General features: G+C 48.1%; 13 protein-coding genes. 3 read left to right on the top strand and 10 right to left on the bottom strand.

The genetic code is table 11. The features are described 5' to 3' along the window. Nucleotides 1-140 precede the first annotated feature (140 nt). The 3 genes from FYJ45_RS25730 (at nt 141) to FYJ45_RS33325 (ending at nt 1,373) form a co-directional block, all read left to right on the top strand. Complete coding sequence (locus FYJ45_RS25730; RefSeq protein ID WP_321170311.1) at nt 141-620, top strand: IS630 family transposase; 480 nt, start codon at nt 141-143, stop codon at nt 618-620. A 119-nt stretch (nt 621-739) separates the two neighbouring features. Then, the gene (locus FYJ45_RS25725; protein WP_154467943.1) at nt 740-1,042 is read left to right on the top strand and encodes a phage integrase N-terminal SAM-like domain-containing protein; all 303 of its coding nucleotides are present in this window, start codon (nt 740-742) and stop codon (nt 1,040-1,042) included. Beyond that, nucleotides 1,026-1,373 (top strand): VanZ family protein, encoded by a 348-nt coding sequence (locus FYJ45_RS33325; protein ID WP_154467942.1) that lies wholly within the window; start codon nt 1,026-1,028, stop codon nt 1,371-1,373. Before FYJ45_RS25725 ends, FYJ45_RS33325 begins: the two co-directional genes overlap by 17 nt. Nucleotides 1,374-1,395: 22 nt before the next feature. Here the strand turns inward: FYJ45_RS33325 and FYJ45_RS25715 are convergent, their stop codons facing one another. The 10 genes from FYJ45_RS25715 to FYJ45_RS25670 all read right to left on the bottom strand — a co-directional run bounded on the left by FYJ45_RS25715 (nt 1,396) and on the right by FYJ45_RS25670 (nt 12,188). Beyond that, on the bottom strand, nt 1,396-2,034 hold the full coding sequence (locus tag FYJ45_RS25715; RefSeq protein WP_195841988.1) for an InlB B-repeat-containing protein: 639 nt from the start codon (nt 2,032-2,034) through the stop codon (nt 1,396-1,398). A gap of 125 nt (nt 2,035-2,159) precedes the next feature. Beyond that, a complete protein-coding gene (locus FYJ45_RS25710) occupies nt 2,160-3,230 on the bottom strand; it encodes a galactose/methyl galactoside ABC transporter permease MglC (RefSeq protein ID WP_154467940.1) in 1,071 nt (356 codons plus the stop codon). 15 nt (nt 3,231-3,245) lie between these two features. Then, the gene (locus tag FYJ45_RS25705; RefSeq protein ID WP_154467951.1) at nt 3,246-4,745 is read right to left on the bottom strand and encodes a sugar ABC transporter ATP-binding protein; all 1,500 of its coding nucleotides are present in this window, start codon (nt 4,743-4,745) and stop codon (nt 3,246-3,248) included. Nucleotides 4,746-4,892: 147 nt separating this feature from the next. Continuing rightward, complete coding sequence (locus FYJ45_RS25700; protein WP_235931020.1) at nt 4,893-6,092, bottom strand: galactose ABC transporter substrate-binding protein; 1,200 nt, start codon at nt 6,090-6,092, stop codon at nt 4,893-4,895. Nucleotides 6,093-6,339: 247 nt separating this feature from the next. Then, nucleotides 6,340-7,323 carry a substrate-binding domain-containing protein gene (locus tag FYJ45_RS25695; RefSeq protein ID WP_235931019.1) on the bottom strand — a complete coding sequence of 328 codons (984 nt, stop codon included), beginning with the start codon at nt 7,321-7,323 and terminating at the stop codon, nt 6,340-6,342. Then, on the bottom strand, nt 7,320-9,038 hold the full coding sequence (locus tag FYJ45_RS25690; protein ID WP_154467939.1) for a cache domain-containing sensor histidine kinase: 1,719 nt from the start codon (nt 9,036-9,038) through the stop codon (nt 7,320-7,322). The genes FYJ45_RS25695 and FYJ45_RS25690 overlap by 4 nt, the downstream gene beginning before the upstream one ends. Further along, entirely contained in the window at nt 9,035-10,639 is a 1,605-nt protein-coding gene (locus tag FYJ45_RS25685) for a response regulator transcription factor (protein ID WP_154467938.1), read from the bottom strand. Before FYJ45_RS25685 ends, FYJ45_RS25690 begins: the two co-directional genes overlap by 4 nt. Before the next feature lie 44 nt (nt 10,640-10,683). Then, a complete protein-coding gene (locus FYJ45_RS25680) occupies nt 10,684-10,995 on the bottom strand; it encodes a hypothetical protein (RefSeq protein WP_235931018.1) in 312 nt (103 codons plus the stop codon). A gap of 420 nt (nt 10,996-11,415) precedes the next feature. After that, nucleotides 11,416-11,775, bottom strand: coding sequence for a hypothetical protein (locus FYJ45_RS25675; RefSeq protein WP_154467937.1), 360 nt, complete (start codon nt 11,773-11,775; stop codon nt 11,416-11,418). Continuing rightward, nucleotides 11,772-12,188 (bottom strand): RNA polymerase sigma factor, encoded by a 417-nt coding sequence (locus tag FYJ45_RS25670; protein WP_321170310.1) that lies wholly within the window; start codon nt 12,186-12,188, stop codon nt 11,772-11,774. Before FYJ45_RS25670 ends, FYJ45_RS25675 begins: the two co-directional genes overlap by 4 nt. Nucleotides 12,189-12,346 lie beyond the last annotated feature (158 nt).

The following is a 12,346-nucleotide window of genomic DNA, read 5'->3' as shown; positions in this document are numbered from 1 at the left end:
CCTGAAGGACATTCCCGATGGACACTGCGTCTGCTGGAAGAACAAGCCAAAGTGGCTCTCGATGTACCTGTTAGTAAAGACACCATAGGCCGGGCTTTAAAAAAAACGAACTTCGACCTCACAAAAACGACTACTGGTGCATCCCTTCAAAAGAAGATGCCGAATTTGTAGCCTGCATGGAAGATGTCCTTGATGTCTATGAGCTTCCCTATGACCCAATGCGTCCTGTCGTTTGCATGGACGAAAAGCCATACCAGCTTTTGGGCGATGCAAGAAAACCGCTTCCTATGAGGCCGGGCGATGACCAAAAGATTGACTCTGAATATACCCGTAATGGGACATGCAGCATCTTTGCATTTGTGGAACCCCTTGGCGGAACCCATCATGTAAGTGTCCATGAGCATCGTACCGCACTTGACTGGGCGCTGGAGATCAAGTATTTATCGGATGAGATGTTTCCCGAAGCCGAGAAAATCATTTTGGTCATGGATAATTTGAACACACATAAAGCAGCTTCATTATATAAAGCATTTCCACCTGCAGAGGCAAGGCGGATTATAAAGCGCCTTGAAATCCATTACACGCCAAAGCATGGAAGCTGGCTGGATATGGCAGAATAACTGCTAACCCATAATAGGGTTGGCAGTTGTGCTAAATATCATTGATACAGTACACTATTCGTGCTCCTCCACATAGATTTTTTGAATACTGCAAAAATCTTTTAAGGAGGGCTATTGCCATGAATACACTTTACAGTGATTTTATACAGAAACATCTCGACATCCTTTCTTTCCGGGACCTGGCTCCCAAAACAATCTCTACCTACCTCTCTTATCTGGACGAGTTCCTTAATTGGGTCGAAAAAGAGCTTTCCGGAAAAATTCTTTCAGAGGTCTCTTACGAAGAAATCCGTATCTATCTACGTTATCTCAAGGACGGCGCTGGCTGTCATGGGACTGATCTTCTATTTTTAAAGCCAGAACGCTGCCCTTTCCAGCCAGCTGAGCTATCCTGTCACAGAAGGGATGATCACTGCCTTTGACAGGCTCTTTTCACTGGAGCTGTCCGAAACGGAGCTTATCGCCGCCTCCGGCATCTATCATTCGCTCGTGCGCAAGCTGGCTCATATGACGGAATATGCCGCCCTCGCTGTCACACTCTTCTTGCCGTTCCGGCTCTGGCATATCCCATGTCCGCGCATCGGCGCATGGTGCTTCTGCCTTGTTTACGCGGCGCTCGACGAATTCCATCAGCGCTTCTCTTTCGGCAGGAGCCCGTCTTTTCGGGATGTGTGCATCGACGTCTCCGGCACGATCATCGGACTGCTGCTTGTCTCCTCCGTAATCTCTTTACGAAAAAAATGTGCGCATTAGCGCACACTTTTTAATCTTTTACTTATTCCCAAACCGCCGTCAGAACATGCTCTCCGGTCATCGTCACGACCGTATCCGCCGTAATCTTTTCACCGCTGTAATACCAGCCGGCAAATTCAGCTCCCTCTTTTTCAGGAACCGGCAGCTCCCCGTAGCTTTCCCCAAAAACCACTTCTGTCATTTCCACTGTTTCAGAGCCGTTTACCATTCCGCCGTCCGTATCAAAACGCACCGGAATCTTTGCCGGAGTCCACACCGCAGTCAGCGTCATATCCCCCTGCACCTTATCCTCCCCAAAATCCCAGAAAAGAGGCTCTTCGCCGCCGACTGACCAGCCTCCGAAATCATATCCCGGACGTATCGGTTCTTCCGGCTCCGTTACAAGTTCGCCGTGACGCAGCTTCTGCTGCGCAACCTCACTCCCCCCGCCCGTTTCAAAGGTTACATAAAATCCGCCAGTAACCGTAAAAAAGATTATCATCCCCACTATTACAACGACCACGACTGCAATAAATCCGTCCAACAGTCTGATGGGGACATCCTTGCTCCCGTATATCCCACGTCCGAACCAGCGTTTTTTTATCATCGGATTTTCTTCCGGAACGCTTTGTACGTCAGATATTTCCTCTTTTTCTTCCAGTCCGTTTTCTTTCAAATCCATTTTCATCAAACTCCCAGCCGTTTCTCCTTTTGCATCAAACGCCGCCGCACTGTGCGGACCGGCTTATCGAATCAAACAGACTCCGGAGTCTGCATCCCATGCGCTCCCCGGAGTCTGTTTGATTTTTACTTTCTTACCAGATACTTTCTCATGTCGATCGCACAGGCAACCAGAATGATAAGCCCCTTTATCACATACTGCATGTTCATGTTGATGGACAGGAAGTTCAGCGCCACAAAGATGATACGCAGCAGGAACACGCCCATCACAACGCCGCTTATCTTGCCGGTACCGCCAACGAACGATACGCCGCCGATAACGCACGCCGCAATCGCGTCACACTCATAGTTTAATCCGGTAGCAGCCGTATTGGAACCGATACGCGCAGACTCGATAAAGCCTGTGATACCGTACATCATACCAGCCAGCATATGTACAAGGATAGTCGTGCGCATTACGTTTACGCCGGATACGTTTGCAGCTTCCGGATTGGAACCGACTGCAAACATGTTCTTACCAAAGGTCGTCTTGTTCCAGATAAACCACATCAGCACAACGACTGCAAGACCCATCCATACATAGTTCGGAATCGCAACTCCGCCCACCTTCAGAATACTTCCGTTTACGAACTGCTTAAAAGAATCATCCAGACCGGAAAGAGGCTGTCCATTATTGCCGTTGATCATGATATACATCAACAGGATACCATATACTATCAACTGTGTTGCCAGCGTTACAATGAACGGATGCAGCTGGAACTTTGCCACGAAAAATCCGTTTACCCAGCCGACGATCGCGCCAACTGCGATAACCGCCAGAATAACAAGCGGAATCGGCAGGGGCTTCATGTTCGGAAACATCTTTGACGCATAATCCAGAGACTGCAGCAAAGACGCACTGATACATGCCGTCAGACCTACTACACGTCCTGCAGAAAGGTCCGTACCTGTCAGAACGATACATCCTGCAATACCACAGGCGATCGGCAGGTTTGCCGCAGAAAGGCTGATAATGTTTACAATAGAGTTCGTGGACAAAAACTTATGGTTCTGTGTAAAGGTATAAATGATCGCAATGATCAGCAATACATACATTGCATTGTTGATCGCGGTCTCTTTCCAGAAGGTCCTTTTGTCCTTAGCGTCAAGACTTTTATAATTGCTGTATTTCAGTTGCATATTTTTGATCGCATTCATCCTGAAAAACCCCCTTTATACATATTTCGCGGCAAGCGTCATGATTTCCTCCTGAGAGGTCGTCGCCGCGTTGACTTCGCCGGCAAGCTTGCCGCCGGACATGACAAGGATTCTGTCGCAGATGCCCAGAAGCTCCGGCATTTCGGAGGATACCACCATCACGCTCTTTCCTTTGTTCGCCAAATCAATGATCAACTGATAAATTTCGTATTTCGCGCCTACATCGATACCTCTTGTAGGCTCATCCAAAAGAAGCACCTCCGGCTCAGTCAAAAGCCAGCGTCCAAGGATGACCTTCTGCTGGTTACCTCCGGAAAGTGTCCGTATCTTGGTCTGCTGCGTCGGCGTCTTCGTATGCATCGCGTCGATAGACCACTGAGTATCTTTCGCCATCGACTTGTCGCTCAGGACAAAGCCTCCCCGCAAATGCTTTTTCAGGCTGGATATCACCGTATTTTCCCGAATATCCAGAATTCCGAAAATACCGGTCGCACGGCGCTCCTCCGTCAGCATCGCAAAGCCGTTCTTGATGGATTCCCGCGCATTGCGGTTTTTCACCTCTTTGCCGTCCAGACGGATGGTTCCGCTCTTTCTCGTAGCGATACCAAAAATATTTTCCAGCGTCTCGGTCCTACCGGAGCCATCCAGTCCTGCCAGACCGACGATCTCGCCTCTTTTTACTTTAAAGGATACGTCGTTTAAGAGCGAATACTGCGCTGTCAGATGCTCTACCTCCAACGCAACCTCTCCGGGCTTGTTTGTTTTAGGAGGGAACTGATTGTTCAGCTCGCGCCCTACCATAAGACGGATGATCTCTTCTGTCGTCAACTCTGCCGCAGGCCTTGTTGCGACCCATGTTCCGTCTCTCATAACGGTCACATCGTCCGCTATCCGCAAAATCTCCGCCATTTTATGTGAAATATAAATGATACCGCAGCCTCTGTCCCTGAGCATGTTGATAATCTTGAACAGATGCTCTACCTCCTGCTCCGTCAGGGAAGAGGTGGGCTCATCAAACACGATAACCTTGGAATGGAAGGATACCGCTTTTGCAATTTCCGCCATCTGTCTCTGGGATACGGGCATCGTGCTCATGACCCTTTTCGGGTCCACATCTATCTCCAGCTCCTTGAACACATCCATGGTATCCTGATACATTTTTTTCTCATTTACCATCACGCCCGCCACCTTCGGATAACGGCCGAGCCAGATGTTGTCCATAACATTTCTTTTCAGCGCCTGATTTAATTCCTGATGTACCATGGCAACGCCGCTCTCCAGCGCTTCCTTGGAATTTTTAAAGTTTACTTCTTTCCCCTCCAGCAAAATCTGTCCGCTGTCCTTCTGATAGATACCGAACAGACATTTCATCAGGGTGGATTTGCCGGCTCCATTTTCTCCCATCAGCGCATGTACAGTTCCCCGCCTCACTGTCAGGGATACATTATCCAGCGCCTTTACGCCCGGGAATTCTTTACAGATATCCTTCATTTCCAGCAAAATATCCTGTCCCATCAAAAATGCGCCTCCTTTCCGTATAAAATAGTGCGTATGGCTATGTTCTTTTATACGGGAGGAACCTTACGCTTCCTCTCGTATAAAAGAACGGCTGCCGTCCCCGACAGCCGTTCTCCTTTTTGACACTTCAATATTGGATTACGGTCATTCTCCCGTATAAGCCGCATAAGGGATGAAAATCTTGTTGCTTACTTTTTCAGAGATATTGAAATCTTCTGTTTCAGCCATCAGCTCTTTGCCTGCGCCTACATTGCCTACCAGGTGAGCGATGCCGTTTGCCATACCTTCTGCATCCTGTTTGATGGTACCTGTCATCTTGCCGTCGGCGATCAGCTGTTTTGCAGCATCAGTAGCATCTACACCGAATACAGGAATTGTTGTGCAGTCTTCTGTTCCAAGGTTATAGCCCTTATCATTTAATGCGGAAATCGCACCTTCTGCCATACCATCGTTGTTGCAGATGATCAGCTCGATCATGTTGCCGTTCTCTTCATTGTACTGAGCCAGGTTTGTGTTCATGTAGTTGTTTGCAGCGGTAGCGCTCCAGTTACCATCCTGGTCAACCTGATAGCAGTCAGTGTTGGAAGCGTCGAAGTACTCCAGTTCAGGCTTGCCGTTCTCAACCAGAACTTTGTTTGCATCCTCTACACCGTACTGGGTTCTGTAAATCGCCTCAACGTTGCCCAGCTGACCCATGAACATTGCATAGCTGATCTTGCCGTCGCCGTTTAAGTCAACTGTATCAAAATTCTCAACCAGGTAGTTACCGATCATTTCACCCTGCATATGACCTGCTTCAGGAGCATCTGTTCCAACGAATGCACACTTATCATAGCTGCCAAGTACTTTGCCTTCGTCCTCATCACCTTCAACCGCACGGTTAAAGAAGATTACCGGAACGCCTGCTGCGCTCGCCTTGTCAACGATAGCCTGAGAAGCGTCAACAGAACCGGAGGTTACGATATTAACTACCAGCAGGTTGCAGCCCTGAACGATAGCGGTATCGATCTGCTCGTTCTGTGTTGTCTGGTTGGAGTTACCGTCAAAGTTCTGGAATGTGATGCCTGCATCTGTCAGAGCTTTATCCAGTGCTGTACGAACGCTTGTGATATAAGTATCGCTGTATGTGTAGTAGAATACGCCTACATTTAAGTCTTCCCCCTTCTCAGCAGCCTCAGAAACCGCTTCTGCTACAGACTCAGCCTTGCCTGCTGCTGTAGAAGCTGCTGCCTCTGTCTCAGCGGGAGCCGCGGAATTACCTGTGCTCTGTGCGTTGCCGCCGCAGGCTGCAAGTCCCATTACCATGGCTGCTGTCATGACCAGTGCCAAAACCTTCTTTTTCATATACTATGTCCTCCTTGATATTTTGCGGGGATTTCCCGCTGTTTTCTAAAAAAATGACCTGTAAGATGCGTCTTTTGCGTTCTTGCATCTTACAAGTCATATTATAAAAATTGCATGAAAAAAAGTAAATTGAATAATCCACAACCTTTTTTATAAATTTCAATGATTTGTTCATATTTTGGAAATATTTTGTTTAAAATTCTCCTGTGAGCAGGGCGGGAGTGGTGTTTTTTGTAACTTTCTCCCCCTAATCGAACGCAAACAGTATTTTCTGACACTCCTCTGAAAACATATTATCCCTGTTTACCATCGTCGTAGCCGTGTCCATCTTCTCACCGGAAAGCTTCTGACCTGTCAGAAGCTGATAAGCCTTTTCCACGCCAAGATATCCCATCGCATAAGGATTCTGCACGACCAGTGCATCCACCTCACCGGTCTCCAGCATTCCGACGCTGACTACATTTGAATCAAACGCCACCACCGTCGTCTTATCTTTTATCCCCAGATCCCGGATAGCCCATCCTACTCCGAGGCTCGTCCATTCATTAAAGGTGGCGATAACGTTTATCTCCGGACGTCCACGCCAAAGCTCCGATGTCTTTTGTCGCGCGTCCTCCGTCGTCGAAAGCACGGTTTTGGTTTCAATATACTTCACCCTTTCATCCTTTTCCACTACGTCGCGGAATCCCGCTTCCCGCTCCTGTCCGTTCGCGGTCTTTTCATCAAAATTGACGATTCCCACATACAGCCTTTCTTCCGGGCACAAAAGTGCCGCCCTGCCTGCCATCTGTCCCGCCGCATAATTATCCGTACTGATGCGGCACGATACCGCATCAGAATTCACATCGCTGTCAATCACCACGATCTTTATCCCTTTTTTTGCCGCTTCATCAATAGCCTTTGCATTTGCATTGTAATCCACCGCCGAAAAAACGATCGCCGAAACGCCGTCAGCCGCAGCCTGCTCTATCATCCTGTTCTGCGTTTCATAATCCTCTTCCGTCTCCGGTCCCTGAAAGCTGAGTTCTACATTATATTCTGTTCCTGCTGCATTTGCGCCTGCAAATACAGATTTCCAAAATGCCGATTCTGTAGATTTTGCGATGACCGCCACCTTATATTTCTGAGCTGCCTGTCCTGATTTTTTCTGGACATAACCGAACAGGACCAGGGCGCAAGCCATCAGCAGCGCTATGATGAACAGCAGCTTTGCTGCCCTCTTTTTATTCATTCGACTGTATCCTCCCTTATCTTTGGCATATTGATGATGATTTTTGTCCCTTCGTCCAGCTCGCTCTCTATCGAAAGCCCGTACTGCTCCCCAAAATATATCCTTATCCTGTCATTCACATTTTTAATGCCGATGCCCGCCTTATCTCCCGGTTCGTGATGCAATATCTGGCTGCACTGTTCCTCTGTCATCCCGACGCCGTTATCTTCCACTTCAAAGATGACTTCGCTGCCCCTCTCGTAAATGCGCACGATTATCTCACCCTCGTCTATCATGCGGTTTATCCCGTGATATATCGCGTTTTCAATGAGCGGCTGCAATGTTATCTTATTGCAGTAATAGGATAAGCAGTTTTCATCCACCTCAAATGAATAGGTAAATTGATTTTTGTAGTGGTAATTTTGTATTTTCAAATAGCTGCGGGCATGCTCCAATTCCTTTTCGATGGGTATCAGCTCATGACCTTTGCTGATGCTGATACGGAACAGGCGCGCCAGGGCATTGACCATTTCTACAGCCTCCCTGCTTCGCTCCTCTTCACACATCCATGCAATGGAGTCCAGCGTATTATATAAAAAGTGCGGATTTATCTGCGCCTGCAGCGCCCGCAGCTCCGTCTTGCGCAGAGTTATCTCTTCATTTCTGACCTGCTCCATCAGCTTTTGTATCCTCGTCACCATGTGCGCAAATGACACGGACAGCGTTTCTATCTCGCTCGCCCCCCGCACCGGCGCATAGGAAAAATCCTCCGCATTGGATTCAAACTGCTGCATCGCAGACACAAGTCCCCTGATGGGGTGGAATATCATCCTTGAAAATACGAGACTGCTCACAAATGCCGCCAGTAAGACCGCCAGCAGAAGAGCTGCCACAAGCGCTGTCACTTCCCACAGCTTATCATTTACCATTTCGCTGACAAAGCTGATCCCGACTACCTTCCATCCATTTCCCTGTGCATCGGATACCGTACATATCGTCCCGTTTTCCGTCAGTGTCCCCCCTTCATAATCCTCAAGGAGTGTCCACTGCTCTTCCTTCAGCCCCGCGTAGATAAGCTGCTGCTGCGGATGATAAATAAGATTTCCGTCCCTGTCCATGATAAAGCAGTAACCATGATATCCGATACCCACGTTGTCCACATATCCTGCAATGGCGGAAAATTGTGCATCCATCACTACAAGACGCTCCGTGCCGTCCGGCTCCTTCATCCGTTTGCAGACCGAAACGACCCACGGATAATGATTGACCAGAAGGCTTTCCACATGCGGTCTGGAAACATAAAGGCTGCCGTCTTCCGTCTTCTCCGCCATTTCCGGTCCCCAGGAAAGATTGCTCAGCAACACTTCTTTCTGCTTCTGCTTTCCTGTCCAGCTCTCCAAAAGCCTCCCGGTTTCCAGATCATAGCTCATGACCGCCACCACATCCGTCCTCGAGGAGACCAGATGGTTCAGCTCCTCCTGCCGGTTTTCGGACTGTGAAAAAATGCTTTCTGCCAGACGTATCCCATCCTCCAGCTCTTCCATATAGTTGTCAATGATGCCGGATACCTGCTTGACCGCCTGTTCTCCTGAAATTCTGGCATTTTCCGTAACGCTCGTCCGGTATACTGCGAGAAATACGAGCATCCCGACCAAAAGCGATACGGATACCATCCCCATCACAAGAAGTATCATGACTGCCGAACTGGATATTTTTTTCCTTCCCTCTTTTTTCATATCTCCTCTCCAGCGCTCTCCGCCATCTGCCTGCGCAGCGCATTGGGAGACACTCCCGCATATTTTTTAAAGCAATAGCTGAAATAATGCTGGTCGTTGTAGCCGCAGCTTTCCGAAATCTCCCGTATTTTTTTGTCCGTATGTAAAAGCTGCTGCCGCGCTTCCTCCATCCGCTGTCCGGTCAGATAATCCACGAAGCTCGAACCCGTCCGCTTTTTGATAAGGGCGCTCAGATAGTTCGGGCTCACCCCTATCTGCGAGCTCACGGAAACAAGGGAGATATCCGGGTCTGCAAACCCGCTCCGTATCATCAAAAGCGCCCGGTCGCAGGCATCCATACTGCTCTTTTGCTTCTCCTCGTCTATCTGCTCCATTGACATCAGGCAAAACTTCTTAAACGCCTCTGCCGCCTCCGGAAACGGTCTGTCCAGAAGCGTCAGCTGACGCGCCAGCAGTTCGCCCGAAAGCCCTCTGCCTTCCGTTTCGCTGGAAACCGCATACTGCACGCGGCATACCGCCGACAAAAGCTCCAAAAGCAGGTAGCTTCTTTTTTCCCGCGCCGCCTTTTCCGTGGAAAGCTTCGCAAATTCCCGGTCCAGAAGCTCTTCTAACGCTTCCCTGTTTCCCGCACGCAAAAGCTCCTCCGCCAGCGCCGCTATCCGCATGACCTCTTCCATATCCGTTCCGCCGAAAGGCTCCTCGTCCGCAATGTAACGTATTCCGCCGCCTGTACGTCCCGCATAGCGCATCGCATTGACCGCCTCACGATACGCTTCGTTAAGCCCTCCCAGCTCCGCCGTCTCACGGCTTACGCCCATACAGCACGATAGCCCCAATATCCTTTTTACGCTCTGCAAAATATCATCGCACAAAATATGCAGATACTTTTCAAAAGAGGCAGGTGTCGCTATCAGAAGCGCCACGATACGGTTTTCCGCAAAAAACACCTTATGCCGCGCATATTTTTCCAGTATCGTATCCATCGCATGCACATGTCCCGTCTCCGTCCGGTTTGACCCGCTTTCGTCCAGAAGCGTTACCGCCATGACAACGAAACGGTTGACCCGCTCTCCCGCCTGTACAAGCCCCAGCTCCCGCGCCGTCTTATAAAGCCGTTCTTCCCGCTCCTTATCCGAGCTGTCCTGAGACGAATCCATCAAAAGCGGCAGCAGGAATTCCTCTGCGCCCCCCGACTCTTTTTTACGCTGCGCAAACTCCGCAAATATCGTATCCAGCCGCCTCTTTATCTGCACGAGCTCCGCCGTCAGCTCTGCCATCGTGATAGGCTTTAACAGATAGCTGATGATATTGTACTGTATCGCCTGCTGCGCATAGGTAAAATCATCGTATCCGCTCAGGAAAGCGATCTGGGTCGCAGGACGCACTTCCCTTACCTGCCGCGCCAGCTCTATCCCTGAAATAAACGGCATCCTGATATCCGTCAGCAAAAGGTCCGGCTCCAGCCTGTCCACCAGCTCCAGCGCCTCGATTCCGTTTTCTGCTTCTCCGACTACCGAAAATCCTATCTCTTCCCAGTTGATACGCCGCACGATCGCGCTGCGCAGTTCCTCTTCATCGTCTGCAACTACAATTGTATACATCTTCCCTCTCATTCCGCTGCCAAGGCAGCTGTTCCTTTGTACTTTTATTCCACATCCAGCGTCTTTTTCTCTCTGTCTGCCGTCTCTGCCAGCGCATTATTTACATCATCTTCGTAATTACGCATCTCCACCTCTATCGGCGTCGGGTCCTTTGTGATGCGCCTGCCTCCGATGTGATTAAAAAAGATGATACCCAACGCCAGCCCGACCGAATAGGAAATCTCCAAAGCCGTGAGCCCCTGCGCTCTTTGCCCGGAAATAAGCTCATATACCTGTCCGAACACTTCCCGTATCCCGATATCATTATGAAACGCCATGATAGTAAACGCCGCTCCGAAAAAACAGATGCCGCACACGAACAATATCTTCCCGTATCTGAGCAGCCCGTTTTTCCTTAAAATTAACATTGCTTAAGTCTAAATGTTGAAACATGTCAGTATCATTTATAGCTGTAATAACATACTGGAGTTCGGATATAGGAATTGCTTGATAAAGTAGTGAATTATTTGATAAATATACTAATTCACTCGAAAAAATCCGGCCTTCATAGTTTACTTGCATACTTTTTTCAAAATTCCCCATATTCTGAAATAGAACAAGTGAAAATTGAAGATTAGCAAACTCTCCATCTCGAAAATTAATATAAAAACTTCCAATAGGAATACTACTTTTTAGAGCTCCTTATTCTGCGTTGCTATTGCTAAATCAATTATTTCATTTGTTTGAGCTAGTCGTCTATACAAAATGGCGAAAAATTATCGATAGATACATTTTTGCTATACGTTGACATCGCAACAAGAATTAGAACTATTACTCCGCATCCACTGGTTATTCTGCCAGAGCTTAACCACAATTTCAATTTTGTCTGTCGAGTGGTCTGCGGTAAAAATATCTCGTGCTCCAGCATCAACTGTCACCCATGTACCAGTTCCAAGAATTGCCGCCAGAACAAAACAAGCTACTCGCTTTGGCAGCTTATAAATCATGGGATGATTTGCCTTACGGAGTGTTCGGCGCATCTTTTTTTGAAACGATGATGAAAATTCGTGTTTGCATTCTCTTGGAGCGGGAAGCGAATCCCTGATTACCCGATCCGCTTCAGCAGCTGCCTTTTTTAACATTTCTTCACTAATCACAGGACTCCCGCCTCCTCACATAATTTTTTCAATTTGTTCTTAGCTCGTTGATCTAATTTAATTGCAGCAGGCAAGGAGAGCCCCATCATGCTGGCGATTTCTCTAACACTGTACCCGTGATGGTAGCGAAGCAGAATCATTTCTCGATACCTGGCAGGCAATTTCAAGATACAATCAGTCAAAGCATTATCTCCTTCATAATGCGGAGCTGTACCTTGAATTTCATCAATTAGTTCAACCGTTTGATGTTTTTGCAGTTTTCGGTATTGATCTATTGCCATGTTCTCAACTATAGTAACGACATAGCCATGCGTTTTTGGACACACAGGATTATCAATTTTTTTAATATTTTCCGCTATTTTTACAAAAGCCTGATGCACTGCGTCCTCAGCATCCTGCTCATTATGTAAGATTCATAGGCCACATGAAACATTAGGCCCCGATACTCCAGATAGATTTGTTCAAACTTGAGTTTCGATCATTTGTAAATATATCATCATAATGCAAACCTCCAGTTCATGCATTCCATTATACCTTATCGGAAAGAAACTTCCAATAGGAATAATCAACC

This window comes from Eisenbergiella porci, assembly GCF_009696275.1.
GTDB classification, from domain to species: Bacteria; Bacillota; Clostridia; order Lachnospirales; family Lachnospiraceae; genus Eisenbergiella; species Eisenbergiella porci.
Note: the sequence above shows the minus strand (reverse complement) of the source record. Positions and strands in the feature narration are given on the sequence as shown.

Bases quoted from the DNA above. Each gene is read 5' to 3' on its own strand.
- FYJ45_RS25725 (WP_154467943.1), top strand. From the start codon at position 740: ATGAATACACTTTACAGTGATTTTATACAGAAACATCTCGACATCCTT.
- FYJ45_RS33325 (WP_154467942.1), top strand. From the start codon at position 1,026: ATGATCACTGCCTTTGACAGGCTCTTTTCACTGGAGCTGTCCGAAACG.
- FYJ45_RS25715 (WP_195841988.1), bottom strand. From the start codon at position 2,034: ATGGATTTGAAAGAAAACGGACTGGAAGAAAAAGAGGAAATATCTGAC.
- FYJ45_RS25710 (WP_154467940.1), bottom strand. From the start codon at position 3,230: ATGAATGCGATCAAAAATATGCAACTGAAATACAGCAATTATAAAAGT.
- FYJ45_RS25705 (WP_154467951.1), bottom strand. From the start codon at position 4,745: ATGGGACAGGATATTTTGCTGGAAATGAAGGATATCTGTAAAGAATTC.
- FYJ45_RS25700 (WP_235931020.1), bottom strand. From the start codon at position 6,092: ATGAAAAAGAAGGTTTTGGCACTGGTCATGACAGCAGCCATGGTAATG.
- FYJ45_RS25695 (WP_235931019.1), bottom strand. From the start codon at position 7,323: ATGAATAAAAAGAGGGCAGCAAAGCTGCTGTTCATCATAGCGCTGCTG.
- FYJ45_RS25690 (WP_154467939.1), bottom strand. From the start codon at position 9,038: ATGAAAAAAGAGGGAAGGAAAAAAATATCCAGTTCGGCAGTCATGATA.
- FYJ45_RS25685 (WP_154467938.1), bottom strand. From the start codon at position 10,639: ATGTATACAATTGTAGTTGCAGACGATGAAGAGGAACTGCGCAGCGCG.